Origin of the sequence: Citricoccus nitrophenolicus (genome assembly GCF_047305825.1) — a bacterium.
GTDB classification, from domain to species: domain Bacteria; phylum Actinomycetota; class Actinomycetes; order Actinomycetales; family Micrococcaceae; genus Citricoccus; species Citricoccus nitrophenolicus.
The window spans coordinates 2,400,987-2,419,340 of the sequence record NZ_CP063070.1 but is presented as its reverse complement, the minus strand read 5'-3'; the positions used below and the strand labels follow the sequence as shown (position 1 = coordinate 2,419,340).

Here is an 18,354-nt window from a genome sequence, read left to right as displayed (position 1 = left end):
CAGCGGGGCCCTCCCACGGGAGTTCCACCGGGCGAAAGTCAGTCCCGGCCCAACCACCGCAGGGCGTTGCGCGAGCTGATATCCGCCCACTGATCCGCGGGCAGGTCCATCTCTTTCAGGGTCTTGGCGGCGGGGTCCTCGCGCAGCATGGCGGGGAAGTCGGAGCCCACGAGCAGCCGGTCGGCCCCCAGCAGGTCGATGAGGTAGCGGATGGTCCGGTGGTCGAAGACCATCGAGTCGTAGTAGAACCGCCGCGCCATCTCCAGGGGCGAGGGGCCGTCGTCGGGCATCACGGCCCGGTCTTTGTCCACCGGGCCCTCGTTCCAGGCCCCGCCCCAGAAGTAGTTGGCGCGCGGCAGCATCATGGCGAAGCCGCCCGCGGCGTGGGAAAAGGACAGCCGGAGGTCTGGACAGGCCGCTGCAGTGCCCCCGAGCACCATGGAGGCGGCCGCGAACATGCCCTCCACCCCCACCACATAGGTGCCCATGGCGGAGGCCGGCAGCCGGGACATCGGCGAGGGCATGGCATGGACGAACACGGACAGGCCCAGGCGCTCGGCCTCCTGGAAGAACCCGAGGAACCTCTCGTGGCCGATCGAGTCCCCCAGGATGTTCGAGGCGATCTCGACGCCGGCCAGGCCACGTTCCTGGATGGCCGCCAGCTCGGCGGTGGCCGCCTCCGGGTCCTGCATCGGCACCATGCCCAGGCCCACGATCCGGTCCGGAGCGTAGCCACTGAGCTCGGCGGTGACATCGTTGACATGCTGCGCCAGGGCGAGGCCGTCCGCCGGCGGCAGATCGTACTTCAGCAGCGGAGGCATGGGACTGACCACCTCCAGGTCCACACCGGAGGCATCCTGTGCCTCGACCCGCCGCTCGGCGTTGAAGAACACCTCCTTGGCGCGGAACCGCATCTCGCCGAAGGCGAGCGTGCGGTCCGTGGACCCGGTCACCGCCTCCATGGACGGGAAGCACTCTGGGGCATGGTCCGGGTAGTGGCCGGGGAGCAGGTGGGCGTGGGCGTCGATGAGCATGGCAGTCCTTGTCTGGTGGATCGGCTTCAGGCCGTACGGCCGAGGTGGGGCTGGACGGTGATGTGGATGGCGCTGCGGTCCTCCCGCTCGCCGGCCAGCGTCTCGATCGCCTCGGCCACCTGGTCCAGCCCGAAGGTGTGCGTGTGGAGTCTCTCCAGCGGGAAGCGCCCGGACTCCAGCAGGGCGATGGCCTTCTCGTTGGCGGCGGCGTCCACCCCGAAGGCACCGCGGACGGTGAGCCCGCGATTGATGAGCAGGTCCGTCTTCAGGGGGATCTCGCGGCCGCCCTTCAGCCCGGCCAGCACCACCCGCCCGCCGTGGCGCACCACCGTGAGCGCCTCCGTGACGGGGCCGGCGGCCATGGGCGTCAGGTCCAGTGAGACGTCCGCCATCCGGCCGCCGGTGATCTCGGTGACGGCCTCGACGATGTCACGGCCGTTCGGTCCGTCCACCACCACCGTGTGGTCCGCGCCGAGCTCCTCGGCCACGGCGAGCTTGTGCCGGTCCGCCTCCAGGCCGGTGATGATGATGGTGCGGGCGCCAGCGGCCTTCGCCGCCATCACCGCTGCGAGCCCGCGTTGACCGGCCCCGAGGATGACGATGGTGTCTCCCATCCCGACCTCACCCAGGTCCACGGCCCAACGGACTCCGGCCCCCAAGGGGTTGTACATGGCGGCGATGTCGATCGGCAGGGACGCATCGATCTGGTGCATCACCGCGTTGGGGGCCAGGTACAGGTACTCCGCAAAGCCGCCATAGAGCGCCGGCTCCACATCCAGCGGCGTGACACCGTGGCCGTTCTGCTTGTTGCGGCAGGCCTGATAGCGGCCCACGAGGCAGTCGGAACAGGAGCGGCAGGGCACGATCACCTCAAGGGCCACGCGGTCCCCCACCGTGACGCCCCAGCGCTCGGCGGCGCGCTCACCGATCTCCTCGATGATGCCCAACGGCTCGTGCCCGGGGATGAAGGGGGCGGCCGCCTTGCCGTGCAGGTGGCCCCGGAAGATCTCCACGTCCGAGCCGCAGATGCCGTTGGCCTCCACCCGCAGCAGCCCGTCATCCGGGCCGATGACCGGCCGCGGAAACTCGCGGACCTCCATGGTGCGGGGACCGGTCTGGACGGCCGCGCGGACGGTGTCCGGCAGGTGGTCGTGGAGTCGCAGGGTCATGAGGCACCTTTCAGGGGGAACTACAGGTCGGTCGGATCGTGCGGTTCGGGCGGATCGTGCGGTTCGAGCGGTTCAGGCTGTGGGCGCGGCGCCCACCGGCACGGGCCGGCCGGACCAGTCGGCGAAGTAGCGCACCACCATGGAGATCCCGGCGTTGCGGGACCCGGCCACGGCCACGATCATGGACGCCGGATCGGCGATGGTGCGCTGGAAGCTCTCGGGATCGACGTTGTCCCCGGGGAACCGCACACCGTCAGCGGCGTGATCCTTGCCCACGGCGGCCAGCTGGCCGGTGGTGCGCCCGGAGCGTTCGGTCAGCCAGGCCGCCACGTCCGCCCGGGAGAAGCCCGCCCGCGCCAGCTGGTTTGCGTGCTCGGGGCACAGGACCACGCCGGCCATGGCATTCCTGAAGATCCAGGGGCCGGAGCGGCCGATGGTGTCCGCGAAGTCGGCGAGCAGCTGCTCCGGGTCCGCCGTGTGCCGGTTGTCCACGAACTCGGACGTGCGCAACAGGGTGGAGGTCACCGCGTTGCCGGCCACCCCCAGGTCCTCGGCCAACGGGGCCCAGGGGCTCTCCTCCTCGTTCTCCGCCAGGCAGATGGACCAGCGCCCGGGCAGGCCCTGGGTGGCCTGCTCCAGCTCGTGGGGGCGGATCCCGTAGGCGTTCCGGACCGTCAGGCCGATGGCGCGGGCCACGGTGGCGTTGGCCCGGAACCCAGGGCCGAACACGCCCCCGGTGCTGTTGAATCCCAACTCCTGCCGGATCGGCCCATTGACGATGATCAGTGGAGCGGGCCCGGACGTGGACTGCCACCCACCGCCGGCGGTGGTCCGCTCGGCGGCGAGGGCCTTCCAGGCTGCGAGGACCACCGGAAAGTACTCGGGCCGGCATCCGGCCATGGCCGCGTTGATGGCCAGCAGCTCCACGGTGACCGTGCGGTCCACCTGCTGCAGGTGGCTCAGGACCTCCTCCGCCGGCCGGTCCCCGGCCGCCAGGAATCGGTCCACCAGGTCCTGGGTGGCCGGGACCAGGGGGAGACCGTCAGACCAGCCCTGCTCATAGGCGTACTCGATGGCTCGCTGGGCGGCCACCGGATCAAGCGCCTCGGTTCCCGCCTGCGAGCCCGCCGTACCCGCCTGCGTACCTGCCGCGGTCATGCGCCGGACCCCGTCAGGGTGGCCACGATCTGCGGCAGCAGCTTCCTGGCCCGGGCCCGGACCTCGTCCTCGGTCAGCACGGCCATGGGGTGCTGCGTGGTGATCCACTCGTAGTCCGGGGCTCCCTGCACCCCGGCCATGGTCCGCCCCGTGACGTCGAAGGCGTCCGTCAGCACCACGGCGGCCGGCAGCCCGGCCCGCTCGAAGTTGATCCCGTCCGCCACGGCGGCTGCGCTGCACGAGCCGCAGTCCCCCACCCCGGTGATCACCACGTCACTGTCCGCCCGGTACCGCGAGATGATCTCCTCGCCCACGGGGACGGAGAAGTTCTGCTTCGTCTCCACGATCCCCACGGAGGCTGCGCCGTGCTCAGCGATCAGCAACTCACCCACGGCCTTCAGGAACAGCAGGGCATTGTGCTTGGTGTTGTCCAGCAGTCCGATCCGGGCCCCGGACAACTGCGCCGGCCGGGCGGCGAGCGCGGAGTCCGCCCTGGCCTGTGGTCCCCGCCCGGTGGGATCCAGAATCATCTGCGTCATGACGGCCTCCTCGTTCTCAGTGCTCAGTGCTCGTGGACGATGATGCCGCGGATGTTGCGGCCGGCAAGCAGGTCCTCGTAGGCCGTGTTCACCTCGTCCAGGGTGTACTTGCGAGTGATCAGTTCCTCCAGCTTGAGATCCCCGGAGCGGTACAGCCCGAGCAGCTTCGGGATGTCATACAGCGGGTTGCAGTCGCCGAAGAGCGCACCACGGATCTGGCGCTGATAGCTGATGAGCATGCCGGCGTGAATGGTGACCGCCTGCTCGTTGAGGTGTCCCACGGAGGTGATGGTGAGCTTGCCGCCCTTGCCCGTCATCGCGATGCCGGCGTTGGCCATCTCCTGGGTCACCACGTCCGCGGTGATGATGACCTTGTCCGCCAGTTGCCCCCACGTGGTCTCCACCACGAAGTCATGGGCCTCCTGTGCCGTGGCGAAGGCGTGGGTGGCGCCGAACAGCTCGAGCGCGGAGTCCCGCTTGAAGGCCACGGGATCCACCACCACCACGTTCTTGGCGCCGGCGTAACGGGCGCCCTGCACGGCGTTGGACCCGACTCCCCCGGCTCCGAAGATCACCACGGTCTCCCCGGCCCGCACCTCGGCGGCGTAGACGGCGGAACCCCAGCCGGTGGGGACGCCGCAACCCACGAGGGATCCGAGCTCGAACGGGATGTCGTCCGGCAGCGGGATGGCCGCGTACTCGGAGACCACGGTGTACTGGGAGAAGGTACCCAGGGTGCAGAAGCCGCCCACGTCCTCCCCCGTCTCGTCATGGAACCGGAACGAGTCGTCCAGGAACATGCCGGTGCCGGCGTTCAACCCCTTGACGCACATGTTCTGGTGGCCGGTGGAGCACGGCCGGCAGTAGCCGCAGGCGGGGATGTAGGCGCAGACCACCCGGTCCCCGGGCTTGACCCGGGTGACGCTCGGTCCCACCGACTCCACCACGCCGGCGCCCTCGTGGCCACCGACGATGGGGAACCGGACCGGGGCGTCCCCAGCGGTGATGTGGTGGTCCGAGTGGCACAGGCCCGCGGCGTAGAGCTTGACGCGGACCTCGTGCTCCTTCGGTGGGTCGACCCGCAGCTCGGTGAGCTGCCAGCCCTCGTGGGGGCCGCGGGCCAGTGCCGCCCGCGTGGTGAGCGCCTGGACGGAACCCTGGTCGGTTGCTGCTGTGGGAGTGGTGATGGCCATGGTGTTGATCTGCCTTTCGGTTCAGTTGACCGGGCGGGTGGCGCCCCGCAGGGAGACGGTCTTGGTCTGCGTCCAGTTCAGGACAGAGTCAGCGCCCATGGTCCGTCCGAAACCGCTGGACTTGTAGCCGCCGAAGGGACCGCCGATGACGCCGGCGCCCAGGGCGTTGTTGACACCGACCTGGCCTGCCTGCAGCGCCCGTGACATCCGCACCGCGGTGCCCACGTCCTCGGTCCACACTGAGGCCACCAGCCCGTAGTCCACGCCGTTGGCGACCTCGATGGCCTCTTGTTCGTCATCCACGGGGATGACCGAGAGCACGGGACCGAAGATCTCCTCCTGGGCGATCTTCATGTCCGGGGAGACATTGTCGAAGAGGGTCGGGTTCACGAAGTACCCCTCCCCGAAGTCCTCTCCGGAGGGGGTGTCCCCACCGAGGACGAGGTCCGCCCCGCCGTCCCGCCCTGCCTCGATATAGCCCATGACGCGCCCGTGCTGCTTGCCGTTGATCAGTGGACCCATGTTCACCTTCTGGTGCCACGGCCCCACGGTGACCTGCTGCATGGCGGTGGCCAGCCGTTCCACCACCTCCTGGTGGATGCTGCGGTGGACCACCACGCGAGACCCGGCCGCACAGATCTGACCGGTGTTCAGGGTGATTCCGGTGGCGATGGCCTGGGCCGCCGTGGCCAGATCCGCGTCCGGGAAGATCACCTGCGGGGACTTGCCCCCCAGCTCCAGGTGGAGCGGGATGAGATTCCGGGCGCAGGCCTCCATCACGGTGGAGCCGGTGGCCGGAGAGCCGGTGAAGCCCACGCGGCGGATGCCGGGGTGATTCGGGATGGCAGCGCCGGCCTCTGCGCCGAGCCCCGTGACCACGTTGATCACGCCGGCAGGGATCCCGGCGTCCATGGCCAGCTGGGCGAGCGCCAGGGGTGCCAGCGGGGCGTCCTCGGCCGGCTTGATGACGATGGTGTTCCCAGCCGCGATGGCCGCGGCCACCTCATTGGTGAACATCGGCCCCGGGGCATTCCACGGGATGATGGCGCCGACCACCCCGTAGGGCTCCCGCAGGGTGAACCCGAGGACGTCCGGCGAGTACGTCGGCAGGGACAGGCCCTGGACCTTGTCCGTCTGTCCGGCGATGAACCGGATCATCCCCGCCAGAGGCGAGGGTCCCCAGTGGGGGCGCCCGACGTCCCGGGACTCCAGCTGGTCCAGGACCTCGGCGTTCTCCTCCACGAGGGCCGCCCACCGGAACAGGAGTCCGGCCCGGGCTGTGGCGTTCGTGTCACGCCACCCCGGCAGGGCCCGCTCGGCGGCCTGGACGGCCGCGTCCACGTCCGCCGCGGCGCCCCGCGGGATGCGGCTCAGGACCTCTCGGTTGGCGGGGTTGATGACCTCGAGGGTCTCGCCGGAGGCGGCGGGGACCCATTCCCCGCCGATCAGTTGGACATTGTCCGCCAACAGGGGGGTCTCGAGGGTGGCCTGGGGGTCGATCACTGCAGTCATGGTGTCCTCTTCGGTCTCGTGATGGCTCGGCTCGGGCCGGCTCAGTGCTCGATGGTGATGATGCCGCGGATGTTCTTGCCGTCGAGCATGTCCTGGTAGCCCTGATTGACATCCGCCATGGTGTAGCGGTTGGTGATCAGCTCGTCGAGCTTGAGCTTTCCGGCCTGGTACATGCCGACCAGCCGAGGGACATCATGCAGGGGATTGCAGGCACCGAAGATGGCGCCCTGGATACGGCGCTGGAACCCGATCAACATGCCGGGGTGTTCCCGGATGGAGCCGTTGCCCACAGCGGTGATGGTGACCTGCCCGGACTTGCCGACGATGTTGATGGCGTCGTGGATGACCTCGTCATGCAGGCTGCCGACCGTGATGATGGCATGGTCTGCCAGCTCACCCCAGGTCGCCTCGATGACGAACTCCGTGGCCTCCTGCGCAGTGGCGAAGACGTGCGTGGCCCCGAACTCCATGGCCTTGTCCCGCTTGAACTGCACCGGGTCCACCACCACCACGCGGGTGGCGCCGGCCAGGGCTGCGCCCTGCACGGCGTTCATGCCCACGCCACCGGCCCCGAAGATCACCGCGGTCTGTCCCACCTGGACTCCGGCCGCGTGGACGGCCGAGCCCCACCCGGTGGGCACGCCGCAGCCGACGAGGCAGGCCACGTCGAACGGCAGGTCCTTCGGGATCGGGATCACGGAGTACTCGGAGACCACCGAGTACTGGGAGAAGGTCCCCAGCACACAGAGCCCGCCGAAGTCCACGCCGTCCTGGTGGAACCGGAAGGTCCCGTCCGGGAACTCACCGGTGGCGGCGTTCTTCCCGGAGTCACACAGATTCTGCTGTCCGGTGGAGCAGTAACGGCATGAGCCGCACGCGGGGATGAAGGAGCACACCACGTGGTCCCCCACCTGCACGCGGGTCACGCCCTCGCCCACGGCATCGATGATCCCGGCGCCCTCATGCCCGCCCACCACGGGCATCCGCATGGGCGCGTCGCCCTTCTGGATGTGGTCGTCGGAGTGGCACATGCCAGCGGCCATCATCTTGATGCGGACCTCGTTGGCCTTCGGCTCGTCCAAGTCGAGTTCGGTGACTTCCCAAGGCTGACCGGGCTCACGGCAGACGACCGCTTGAGTCTTCATCCCCATGGGGACCCCTTTCTGGCAGATGGCGCCGTGGAACGGGCACCGGTGGCGGGTTGGGCGCATCGCCTGACCCGGGGTCCGGTGATGCGGCTGCCTCCACCGTGCTCGGTCCGCCCCACGGCTGCCATCCCCTTTCCACCGCACGGAAGAACTCGACGTGATGGGGCTCACTCTCCATGAGGAGTGATGGCCATCACCCGTTGTCCTTCTACGGTGCGGAAGCACGCATGACGCACCCTGCTCTCCGGGATTGACTACGGAGTGACCACACCGTCAGTTGCCAGTCCACTGGCCAGCAGAGATCAAGGACGCCCCGTGATCAACAAGTTCCGTACCGACCTCCACGAGGACCTGGACGCCGTCTGGGACGGCGCCTCGATCGCCGTGGGTGGCTTCGGCAGCTCCGGCCGCCCCGACGCCCTGCTCAACGCCCTCTCCGATCTGGGCAAGACCGACCTGCACCTCTATGTGAACAACGTGGGGGACGACTTCACCGGCATCGGCCGCCTCGTCATGGAGGGCAGGGTCCGGCGCCTGACGGCGTCCTTCCCCGTGCTGCCCGAGTTCTACGACGAGTACTTCGCCGGCCGCGTGGAGCTCGAGCTGATCCCGCAGGGCACCCTGGCGGAGCGCATGAGGGCCGGCGGGGCCGGCGTCGCCGCCTTCTACACCCCCTCGGGAAGCGGGACGATGCTCGCGGACGGGACCTTTCCGGCGTCGTACTCCGAGGGTCAACCGGAGATGCTGCTGCCGGCCAAGGAGGAACGGGTCTTCGACGGCCGGCCCCATGTCCTCGAGTACGGGATCACCGCCGACTTCGGGCTCGTCAAGGCCCAGCAGGCCGATCCGAAGGGCAACGTCCGCTTCCACCTCTCGGCACGGAACTTCAATCCTCTGGCCGCGATGTCCGGCCGCACCACCTTCGTGGAGGTCGAACGGCTGGTCCAGGCGGGAGACCTGGATCCTGATGACATCCACCTGCCCGGGGTCTTCGTGGACCACGTGGTGATGACCGCTGCACCCATCCCGGCAGACCTGCCCCGGCGGGCCGCCTCACTGACGAAGGGCTGACCATGTCCATGACCGAAACCGAACTCCCCCGGCTCGCCGGGCGCAGCCGGGATGAGATCGCTCAGCGGCTCGCCGCCGATCTCGTGGACGGCTACACCGTCAACCTCGGGGTGGGCATTCCCCTGGCGGTGCCCCAGCACATCCCGGAGGACCTGGAGGTCTTCCTCCACTCGGAGAACGGCATCCTCGGCCTGGGACCGGCTCCGGAGCCAGGCACCGAGGACCCTGACCTGACCAACGCCGGCAAGATCCCGACCAGCATCCTGCCCGGCGGCGCGATCGTGGACTCGGCCCTGTCCTTCGCCATCATCCGCGGCGGGCACCTGGACGTGACCATCCTCGGGGCACTTCAGGTCTCCGCGTCGGGGGACCTGGCCAACTGGTACGTCCCCGGGCGCAACCCGGCCGTCGGAGGGGCCATGGATCTCGTGGCCGGCACACCGCAGGTGTGGATCTGCATGGAGCATGTGGACCGGCAGGGCCGGCCCAAGCTGGTGCCCGAGTGCACCTTCCCCCTGACCGGCCGCGGCGTGGTGACCCGGGTCTACACCGATCTGGCGGTCTTCCACGTCCTGGACGGCCGGCTGACGCTGGTCGAGTGCGCCCCGGGCATCACCCCGGAGGAGGTCCGTGCGCGCACCGCGGCGGACTACGCCGAGGCAGTCCCTGAATGACCGCCGGGAACACCCCGAGCACGACGCCGGCCATCCACTCCGCGTCCGGCTCGCCTTCGCTGCGGCGCTGGCAGGACCTGGCGGGGATCGACGTCCACGTGCACGTGCACCGTTCGGTGGAGGACCGAGCCGCCCCCGCCGGCTCGGACCAGCAGGGCCAACAGATGGGCGAGTACTTCGGCATCGGCACCATGCACGGCTACACGGTCCCGGAACTGGCCGCCCACTACCGCGAACGGAACATGGCCGCCGTGGTCTTCACGGTGGACTCGGTCTCGGCCACCGGTGAGGAGCCGGTGCCGGGCAACCGGGAGATCGCCGAGCAGGCCGCCGAACACCCGGATGTGCTGGTGCCGTTCGCCAGCATCGATCCCGCCCGCGGCGCTGCGGGGGTCCGCGAGGCACGGATCCTGGCGCGTGACTACGGGGTGCGCGGATTCAAGTTCCACCCCGGGGTGCAGGGGTTCTTCCCGGATGACCGGCGGGCCTACCCGCTCTATGAGGTCATCGAGGAATACGGGCTGATCGCGTTGTTCCACACCGGCCAGACGGGCGTGGGCGCCGGGTCCCGCGGCGGTGGCGGGGTTCGCCTGAAGTACTCCAGCCCCCTGCCGATCGATGACGTGGCGGCGGACTTCCCGGATCTGGACATCATCATGGCCCACCCCTCCTTCCCCTGGCAGGACGAGGCGCTGTCCATCGCCCTGCACAAGCCGCGGGTCTACATCGACCTGTCCGGCTGGTCGCCGAAGTACTTCCCGGCCCAGCTCGTGCAGTACGCGGACACCCTGCTCAAGCACAAGATGCTCTTCGGCTCCGACTTCCCCGTCATCTCTCCCGAGAAGTGGATGGAGGAGTTCGCCAAGCTGCCGATCCGGGACTCCGTGCGCCCACTGATCCTGCGGGAGAACGCCGCCCGCCTACTGGGACTGCCCACCGAGAGCAACAACGACACCGACACCGAGGGGAACCGACCATGAGGGATCTGAACGGACGGGTCGCCGTCGTCACCGGCGGCAGCAGCGGCATCGGCCGCGGCATCGCCCTGGCCTGCGCCCGCGCGGGTATGACCGTCTACGCCACCGGCCGTAGCGAGAGCCACCTGGCCGAGACCCAGGAGGAGTTCGCGGCCCACGGCCTGGAGGTTGCCACCCTGGCCGTGGACGTCACGGACCTTGCCGCCATGCAGGCGGCGGCCGCCAGGATCGAGGCGGAGCAGGGTCGGGTGGACCTCCTGGTCAACAACGCCGGAATCGGACTGACCGGACCTGTGGCCGCGGCCAGCGCCGCGGACTGGGACTGGGTGATCGACGTCAACATCAAGGGCGTCGCCCACGGGATCCAGGCCTTCCTGCCCGCCCTGCGGCGCCACGGAGCCGGCGGCCACATCGTCAACACGTCCTCCATGGCCGGGTTGATGCCCGTGGTGGCCGGGCTGTACTCGATGTCCAAGGCCGCCGTGATCGCACTCTCCGAGGCCCTGCACATCGAGTTGCTGGAGGACAACATCGGGGTCTCGGCCTACTGCCCCGGGCCCACCCACTCGAACATCGCCTCCTCGGTGGCCAAAAGGCCCCGGGAATACGGTCCCTCGGGGTACTCCGCGCCGGGGCCGGAGGCCACCGCGTTCCAGCGCACCCAGCCGTACATGAGCGCGGAGGAGGCCGGCGAGCGCGTGCTGGAGGGCGTGCGCCGCGGAGACATGTTCATCCTGACCCACCCGGAGTTCAAGGACGGAGTGGCGGAGCGGCACCGGGCCATCGAGGACTCGTTCCCGGAGGAGCCGATCGACCAGGAGCGCCGGGACGCGATCCCGTTCCTGCTCTCCTCACCCGTCTACGCTCCGGCCGCCCGGGCCGGAGGCTGACGCAGCGGGAAGGCGCTCAGTCCCCCGCCGTCGATGGGGATCGCCTGCCCGGTGACATAGCCGGCCTCCTCCGAGGCCAGGAAGGACACCAGGGACGCGATGTCCGCCGGTCGGCCGACGCGTCCCACCGGGATGTTGCGGCCTCGCTGTGCCAGCGTCTCGTCCACGTCCAGATCAGCGGAGGGGTCCAGGATGGCCCGGCTGGTGGCCACCAGTCCCGGACACACGGCGTTGACGGTGATTCCCCAGGGGCCCACGTCCATGGACAACGCACGGGTCAGCCCGATCACCGCGGCCTTGGACGCCGAGTACGCCACGGAGAACGGCGCAGCGGTCAACCCGGCCATCGAGGAGATGTTGACGATCCGGCCGTACCGGGATTCTCGCATCAGGGGCACCGCCGCACTGCACATGGCGTAGGTTCCACGCACGTTGACATCGATCAGCAGATCGAAGGCCTCGTCCGGGACCTGCTCCACGTCCTGGCGGTCCACGCCCTGGGGCGCGGCGGCATTGTTGACCAGGATGTCCAGCCGGCCGAAGCGATCCCGCACGGTGTCCATCACGCGGGCGACGTCTGGGCGATGGGAGATGTCACACAGGACCCCGACCACCTCGGCCCCCTCCGCACGGAGGCCCTCCGCGAACTCCTCCAGGCCGCTGGGTGGCACCTGGCCGAGGACCCGCTGGCGGTCATTGGCCACCCCGCGCGGCTCCAGGTCGGTGATCACCAGGGATGCACCCCGGGCGGCGAGTGCCCGGGCGATCCCCTGGCCCATGCCGTCCGGCTTGCCACAGCCGGTGACCACGGCCACCTGTCCGGCCAACGGCGCCTGGCCGGCATCGAGCCCCTCCTGACGGCCGCCCTCGGGGGGCGGAACGTCTGCGCGGGTGGGTGCGTCCATGGTGACTCCTCTTCCTGCCGGGCCCGGACGGGAGGTCCGGACGGTGGGTCCCTGCCGAATCTAGGCACGCCACCGGCCCCGGTGAAGCCCGATTCCCCCGGGTGGAAGGAGAGGACGGCGGTGGGGCCAGGCAGTCTTCCACGAGGTGGAATTCCTCCGATCCGTCCGGAGTACGCTTCCACGATGGAGGTCCCGGGCCCGCCGCCGGTGCGGCCCACACCGTCTGAACAGACCGAGGAGTCCCGATGACCGAGGACATTCCACTCGCGGAGCAGCCCACCGCCGCCGGACGGGTCCTGTCCGTCCTGGACGTCTTCGACTCCGATCATCTTGAGCTGACGCTCAGCGAGATCGGCCGGCGGTCCGGCCTGACCCTGAGCACCACGCACCGGCTGGTGGGGGAACTCCACGCCTGGGGTGCGCTGGAAAGGTTGCCGGACGGTCGGTACACCGTCGGCATGCGTGTCCTGGAGCTCGGGACACTGGAGCCGCAGATGCTCCAGCTGCGGGACGTCGCCCCGGCCTATCTGGCCGACCTGCAGGCTGCGGTGAACGCCAATGTGCACCTGTCCGTCCGAGCCGGCCATGACGTGGTCTACCTGGAGTCCCTGCAGCGCGCCTCCGGGGCTCCGGTGCTGAGCCGGCTCGGGGGGCGCTGGCCCCTGCACACCACGGCCACCGGCCTGGTGTTGCTGGCCTTCGCCCCGCCGGAGGTGGTGGATGAGGTCCTGGCCTCGCCCCTGCGCCGCTTCACGGAACACACCGTCACCGATCCGGACGTTCTGCGGCGGTTGCTGGCAGAGGTGCGCCGGACCGGGCGGTCCGAGCTGCACGAGTCCATCACCCTGGGCGCCTTCGCCGTGGGAGTGCCGGTGCGCGGCCCCCTGGACCGGCCGATTGCCGCCCTCAGCCTGACCCTCAAGCAGGGCGGCCCCACCACCGCCCATCACGTGCTCCCGGCCCTGCATGCCACCGCCCGTGCACTCTCCCGCGCCGTGGGGTCTCCCTCCGCGCCGGACTCCCCGCCCGGTCACGCTCCGGGCCGCGCCGGCAGACTCGGATCCGTCGGCCCGGGACACCTCGCATGAGCCGCCACCCGGACGTGATCGTGGTGGGGGCCGGCGGCGCCGGCGCCCCGTTCGCCGCCAGGATCAGCGAGGATCCGGGGCGATCAGTCCTGGTACTGGAGGCAGGGCCCGTCCCCCGCGCCCCGGGCGATTTCCCCGCCGATGTCCTGGACGCCACCGCCCTGCCCACGGTCAACGGGCCCGGGCCGCACTCCTGGTGGTACCGCTCCGAGGTGTCCCCCGGCCGGGACTACGACGTCGGCCGGGGCCAGGGCGCCGGCGGCTCCACCGCAGTCAACGGAGCCTACTTCGTCAGGCCCCGGATCACGGACCTGCGGCGCTGGGCGGCGGCCGGCAACCCCGCGTGGGCGCCGGAACGGGTCCTGCCGGTACTGGCCCGGCTGGAGCGGGACGTGCAGTTCGGGGATGCCCCCGGTCACGGCGGCAGCGGCCCCGTGCCGGTGGACCGCAGGGCCTTCGCCCCCTCGCCCCTGGCCGCGGCTTTCGCGGAGGCGGCCTCCGCGCAGGGGCACCGGGCCCTCCCAGACCTGAACGATGTCCACGTGGGGTCCGGCCACGGGGACCTGCCCCTGAACGTGCAGGACGGCATGCGCATGAACACCGGCCTGACCTACCTGCTCCCGGCGCTGGGCCGCCCCAATCTCACGGTCCAGGGCGGGTCCCGTGTGCTGCGGGTGTTGATCAGTGGCGGTCGGGCCACCGGCGTCGAGGTCGAGTCCGGTGGCCGGGTGCACCGGATCAGCGCCGGGGAGGTCGTCCTGGCCGCCGGGGCGGTCCGTTCCCCGCACCTGCTGATGCTCTCCGGCCTCGGCCCCGCCGATGACCTCACTGCGGCTGGGGTTCGCCCGGTGGTGGATTCCCCCGGGGTGGGCGCCTCCTGCTCCGACCATCCGGACATCACCGTGCTGGCCCCTCTGTCCCAGCCCCTGCGGCCCGGTGGGCGGGACCCACTGTTCTCCTGGGCCCTGAACTGGTCCGCGGAGGGTTCCCCCGGACAGGCAGAGGGCACGGGCGGCCTGGAGGTACTGCCGATGTTGCGCCCCTTCCCCGTGTTGGCCGGGGCTGCTGAGGGATCGGAGCTGCCGGTCATCGTGGCGCTGCAGGGGCCCTCCGGCCGGGGCCGGTTGTCCTTGGATCCGGTGGACCCGAGGCAGGGCCCCCGGGTCCACTACCGGCATCTGGAGAGCATGGTGGACCGGCGCCGGATGCGTGAGGGCGTACGCACCGCCGTGGACCTTCTGTCCTCGGATCAGCTCGGACCGTGGGTGGACACCGCCGCCTGGGACCGCTCGGTGTTCGAGGAGGATGCGCCGTTGGATGCGTGGATGTCCGATCATCTGGGCACCGCCGTCCACCTCTCCGGGACCGCGCCCATGGGCCCGGAGTCCGCCCCGGGGACGGTGACGGACCAGTGCGGACGCGTCCACGGTGTGCAGGGCCTGCGGGTGGTGGACACCTCCATCCTGCCGGACGTCCCCAGCAGGGGGCCGGCGGCCACAGCCGTCCTGCTGGGCGAGCACCTCGCTGACCTCATGCTGGGGACCGGCGGGTGAGAACGCCGACGTCAGCCGCTCCATATACCTATCCACATAGCGCTGGTTCGCGCTAAGCTGATGTGACCCCCGTCACCATGAAGGAGTCGCCAGTGACCTCGTCGTCGAAGCCCACTGCCGCTGGCCGCGTCCTGGCCATCCTGGACACGTTCACGGACCGTCATGACAGCCTGACCCTCAGCTCGATCGCCCGCCGCGCCGGCCTCACCCTGCCCACCGCTCACCGCCTCGTCGGCGAGCTCACCGAGTGGGGTGCCCTGCACCGCCAGGCGGACGGCGAGTACACCATCGGCCTCAAGGTCCTCGAACTGGGCTCGCTGGCCGGACACCGCCTGCGGCTCAAGCAGCTGGCGCACCCCTACCTCCACGGCCTCCACCACGCCACGAACACCAACATCCACCTCTCCGTGTCCATCCAGCAGGACGTCCTCTACCTGGAGTCGATGCTGACCCCGGGCGGCGCCCCGGTGACGAGCCGGTTCGGCGGCCGGTGGCCCATGCACGCCACCGCCACCGGGCGCGTGCTGCTCGCCGCAGGCACCCCGGAGGAACTGGAGGCATCACTGCGCCAGCCACTGATGGCCTACTCGCCGCACACCGTCACCGATCCGGACGAGCTCCGTCAGCTACTGGCCGAGATCCGCCAGCGTGGCGTGGCGGTGGCCTATGACCAGATCGCCACGGGCGTCATGGCCCTGGCCGCCCCCATCACCGGCCCGCATGGGCGCGCCGTGGCGGCGGTGGGCATCACCGCCCCGAAGGACCGCTTCACCGCCCACCAGCTGATCCCGCCCCTGATGACCACCGCGCGCAGGATCTCCACCGCTCTCAACGGTCCCGACCCGGACCTCGCCGAGCACGAGCTGCGCTCGGCCTAGACCTCGGGTCACCGCCCGTCACACAGCGCTGATCGGGAACTGCAGCCGGGAAGACCACGGGCCGGGCCGCCGTCGAGAGTTCGACGGCGGCCCGGCCCGTGGTGGTCCTGCCCCGCCCTCCGTTGGTCCACGGAGGGCTCAGGCCTGGATCAGATCCGCATCAGACCTGACCGGCACGGCGCCAGGAGCCCTCGTAGTTGTCCCGCACCTCGGACGAGTACGGCACCGGGGAGACCGTCACGTTGACCTCGATCTGGCGGTGACGCTCCACCGTGGTCTTGCCGGAGCCGCCGTCGGGCTCGCCCCAGATGACCTTGAGGCGGTCGCCGACCTGCACGGAGGGGTCCACCACGGCCAGGGAGAGCGCGGTGCGCTCATTGGCCGAGTAGCCGGTGAACATGGACAGCCCCACGACCTTGCCGGACTCATCCACCACGGAGTCGAAGTTGGAGGAACCGTAGTTGGCGTTCGGCAGGTCGAAGAACTTGTAGCCGATCTCGCCCTTGCCGTACATGGAGGCGTGGATGGTCGCCATGTCAGCGTCGTCCCAGGCCAGTGTCACCTTGTGGCGCTGGGTGGAGGGGTCGACCTGCTCCAGGGCCTCGCGGCCGATGAAGTCGTGATCGAACTTGATGAAGTTGCCGTAACCGAGCTCCCACGGGGTGGTGTAGTAGTCCTCGATGTTGTCCGAGACGAAGGACCCGGCGATGGCGTTGTTCGCCTCGTAGGAGTCCGCCCCGAGCCACGCCCGGTAGTCGGCGAGCATGCCGTCTCCTGAGTAGATGGCCGGCAGCGGCGAGGGGATCCACCCGGACTCCAGGGTGTTCGAGGAGTAGGCGCGGGCGCCCACAGCGGTCAGATCGAACTCGGCACCGGCCTCCATGATGGCCTCGCGGACCTTGTCATAGTCCTGATAGTCACCCCACAGCTCGAGTCCGGGAGCGCCGGCCATGCCGTGACGCAGGGTGCGCACGCGGGCGCCGGCCACGTTCATGGTGTCCATGTGGAAGAACTTCAGCTGCTCCACGGGGCCGCCATTGACCTTCTCGATGACGTCCCAGGCCTTCGGGCCCTGGATCTGCAGGCGCCAGTACTCACGAGACACCGACTTGCCCATGGGGCGGGACGGCGAACGCCGGTCCTCGATGAGCTCGACGTCATAGCCGCCGGTCTCAGCGTGGAACTTCAGCCAGTTGGTGGCCGGAGCCCGCCCGACGTAGGTGAACTGGTCCTGCTCCTCGTGGAACAGGATGCCGTCACCGATGACGTGGCCGGCCGGCGTGACGGGCACGTACTGCTTGGCGCGGTTGACCGGGAAGTTCTCCAGCGAGTTGATCGCGGTGTAGGAGACGAGCTTCTTGGCGTCCGGCCCCTTGATGATCAGGTTGTCCATGTGATGGGTCTGATCGAACATCACGGCGGACTCGCGCCAGGCGATGACCTCATCCCGCCAGTTGGTGAACTCAGGGGCCACCACGGGATAGACATAGGCACCCACCTTCGAGTTCCTCATCATCTCCACGGGGTTTCCCGCAGCTTCCATGGCCTGCTGCAATGACTTCCGGTCCGGCATGACTGACTCTCCTGCTGTTGGGTGCACGACTGCCCGTGCGGCGAAAACTAATACCTATGAGCATAGGTATCAAGTGTGATGCAGGCAACACCTGCGGCGCGGAAATTGCCGCATCGACCTATTTCGAGCCAGCGGCGCCGACGTTGCGCATGGCGAAACCGCCTCCGTCCACAGCCAGCACCTGGCCGGAGATCCACCGGGCCTGATCGGTGGACAGGAACACCGCCGCCGAGGCGATGTCCCAGGGGGATCCCTCGGTCTGCAGGGCCACGTTCTTCCGGCGCGTCTCCCGCTGCTCCTCGCTCATACCGCGGGCCGCGAAGGCGCCCCAGATCATGCCCACCCGGATGCAGTTGACCCGGATCCCCTCCGGGGCCAGGGAGGACGCCGCCCCGATGGAGAGCTTCTCGATCCCGGTCTTGGCGATGGAGTAGGGCATGGCCGGCCCGCGGCCCTCCGCCGCACCCGAGGAGACGGTGACGATCGAGCTGCCGGGCGGCAGGTGGGGCCGTGCGGCGACCATCAGGCGCCAGGCGGCCTTGAGGTTGAGGTCGAAGGTGCGGTCCCACTCCTCCTCGCTCGTCTCGAAGACGCTGACGGCACCGCCGCCGCCGATGGTCGTGGAGACCACATCCAGCCGGCCGAAGTGCTCCTGCGCGGCATTCACCGCGTTCTGGGTGGACTCCTGGTCGAGCAGGTCCACCGCGAAGGTCTCGGCCTCTCCACCGGCGTCCCGGATCGCCTGCACGGTGCGGGCCCCCGCCTGCTGATCCCGGTCCAGGACAGCCACGCGGGCCCCGGCGAGATGGTACAGCCAGGCCAGGGCGAAGCCCACGTTGCCCAGCGGCCCGGACAGTCCGCCCCCGGCCACCACGGCTGTCCTGCCCTCGAGCCATCGCTCAGGAGGGCTGGCCAGGGCGTCGGTGAGGGGCGCGGGGAATTCAGACTCTGGCACGGGGATCTCCATCCGGAAGCGGCGTTGCGGTCAGGCC

Annotated in this window: 17 protein-coding genes; 7 read left to right on the top strand and 10 right to left on the bottom strand. The window is 69.9% G+C overall.

Going from position 1 to position 18,354, the window contains the following annotated elements; genetic code table 11:
• Positions 1–38 precede the first annotated feature (38 nt).
• From IMT31_RS11125 to IMT31_RS11095, 7 genes are all read right to left on the bottom strand, one after another.
• Positions 39–1,034, bottom strand: coding sequence for an amidohydrolase family protein (locus tag IMT31_RS11125; RefSeq protein ID WP_413542813.1), 996 nt, complete (start codon positions 1,032–1,034; stop codon positions 39–41).
• 26 nt (positions 1,035–1,060) lie between these two features.
• Complete coding sequence (locus IMT31_RS11120; RefSeq protein ID WP_413542812.1) at positions 1,061–2,203, bottom strand: zinc-dependent alcohol dehydrogenase; 1,143 nt, start codon at positions 2,201–2,203, stop codon at positions 1,061–1,063.
• 72 nt (positions 2,204–2,275) lie between these two features.
• Positions 2,276–3,361 carry a hypothetical protein gene (locus tag IMT31_RS11115; protein WP_413542811.1) on the bottom strand — a complete coding sequence of 362 codons (1,086 nt, stop codon included), beginning with the start codon at positions 3,359–3,361 and terminating at the stop codon, positions 2,276–2,278.
• A complete protein-coding gene (locus IMT31_RS11110) occupies positions 3,358–3,900 on the bottom strand; it encodes a UGSC family (seleno)protein (protein WP_413542810.1) in 543 nt (180 codons plus the stop codon). Before IMT31_RS11110 ends, IMT31_RS11115 begins: the two co-directional genes overlap by 4 nt.
• A 23-nt stretch (positions 3,901–3,923) precedes the next feature.
• Positions 3,924–5,093: an NDMA-dependent alcohol dehydrogenase gene (locus IMT31_RS11105; protein ID WP_413542809.1), complete on the bottom strand. Its 1,170-nt coding sequence runs from the start codon at positions 5,091–5,093 to the stop codon at positions 3,924–3,926.
• A 21-nt stretch (positions 5,094–5,114) separates the two neighbouring features.
• The gene (locus IMT31_RS11100; protein WP_413542808.1) at positions 5,115–6,605 is read right to left on the bottom strand and encodes an aldehyde dehydrogenase family protein; all 1,491 of its coding nucleotides are present in this window, start codon (positions 6,603–6,605) and stop codon (positions 5,115–5,117) included.
• Between the two features lie 41 nt (positions 6,606–6,646).
• A complete protein-coding gene (locus IMT31_RS11095) occupies positions 6,647–7,750 on the bottom strand; it encodes an NDMA-dependent alcohol dehydrogenase (protein WP_345355978.1) in 1,104 nt (367 codons plus the stop codon).
• 318 nt (positions 7,751–8,068) lie between these two features.
• Here IMT31_RS11095 and IMT31_RS11090 point away from each other — a divergent pair, with 318 nt between their 5' ends.
• The 4 genes from IMT31_RS11090 to IMT31_RS11075 are packed head-to-tail and all read left to right on the top strand — an operon-like array spanning position 8,069 to position 11,365.
• Positions 8,069–8,824 (top strand): CoA transferase subunit A, encoded by a 756-nt coding sequence (locus IMT31_RS11090; RefSeq protein ID WP_413542807.1) that lies wholly within the window; start codon positions 8,069–8,071, stop codon positions 8,822–8,824.
• A 2-nt stretch (positions 8,825–8,826) separates the two neighbouring features.
• On the top strand, positions 8,827–9,498 hold the full coding sequence (locus tag IMT31_RS11085) for a 3-oxoacid CoA-transferase subunit B (RefSeq protein ID WP_413542806.1): 672 nt from the start codon (positions 8,827–8,829) through the stop codon (positions 9,496–9,498).
• A complete protein-coding gene (locus IMT31_RS11080; protein WP_413542805.1) occupies positions 9,495–10,478 on the top strand; it encodes an amidohydrolase family protein in 984 nt (327 codons plus the stop codon). The genes IMT31_RS11085 and IMT31_RS11080 overlap by 4 nt, the downstream gene beginning before the upstream one ends.
• The gene (locus tag IMT31_RS11075) at positions 10,475–11,365 is read left to right on the top strand and encodes an SDR family NAD(P)-dependent oxidoreductase (protein WP_413542804.1); all 891 of its coding nucleotides are present in this window, start codon (positions 10,475–10,477) and stop codon (positions 11,363–11,365) included. Before IMT31_RS11080 ends, IMT31_RS11075 begins: the two co-directional genes overlap by 4 nt.
• On the opposite strand, the gene IMT31_RS11070 is transcribed toward IMT31_RS11075, so the two are convergent.
• On the bottom strand, positions 11,335–12,270 hold the full coding sequence (locus IMT31_RS11070) for an SDR family NAD(P)-dependent oxidoreductase (RefSeq protein ID WP_345355988.1): 936 nt from the start codon (positions 12,268–12,270) through the stop codon (positions 11,335–11,337). The genes IMT31_RS11075 and IMT31_RS11070 overlap by 31 nt on opposite strands.
• Before the next feature lie 245 nt (positions 12,271–12,515).
• Between IMT31_RS11070 and IMT31_RS11065 the strand changes: the two genes are divergently transcribed.
• The 3 genes from IMT31_RS11065 to IMT31_RS11055 all read left to right on the top strand — a co-directional run bounded on the left by IMT31_RS11065 (position 12,516) and on the right by IMT31_RS11055 (position 15,789).
• The gene (locus IMT31_RS11065; RefSeq protein ID WP_413542803.1) at positions 12,516–13,358 is read left to right on the top strand and encodes an IclR family transcriptional regulator; all 843 of its coding nucleotides are present in this window, start codon (positions 12,516–12,518) and stop codon (positions 13,356–13,358) included.
• Positions 13,355–14,911, top strand: coding sequence for a mycofactocin system GMC family oxidoreductase MftG (mftG, locus tag IMT31_RS11060; RefSeq protein ID WP_345355992.1), 1,557 nt, complete (start codon positions 13,355–13,357; stop codon positions 14,909–14,911). Before IMT31_RS11065 ends, mftG begins: the two co-directional genes overlap by 4 nt.
• Before the next feature lie 92 nt (positions 14,912–15,003).
• Positions 15,004–15,789, top strand: a complete 786-nt coding sequence (locus tag IMT31_RS11055) for an IclR family transcriptional regulator (protein WP_413542802.1) — start codon at positions 15,004–15,006, stop codon at positions 15,787–15,789.
• A 160-nt stretch (positions 15,790–15,949) separates the two neighbouring features.
• Here the strand turns inward: IMT31_RS11055 and ligM are convergent, their stop codons facing one another.
• Both ligM and IMT31_RS11045 read right to left on the bottom strand, forming a co-directional pair.
• Positions 15,950–17,362, bottom strand: a complete 1,413-nt coding sequence (gene ligM / locus IMT31_RS11050) for a vanillate/3-O-methylgallate O-demethylase (protein WP_413542801.1) — start codon at positions 17,360–17,362, stop codon at positions 15,950–15,952.
• A gap of 118 nt (positions 17,363–17,480) precedes the next feature.
• Positions 17,481–18,317 carry an SDR family NAD(P)-dependent oxidoreductase gene (locus IMT31_RS11045; RefSeq protein WP_413542800.1) on the bottom strand — a complete coding sequence of 279 codons (837 nt, stop codon included), beginning with the start codon at positions 18,315–18,317 and terminating at the stop codon, positions 17,481–17,483.
• Positions 18,318–18,354 lie beyond the last annotated feature (37 nt).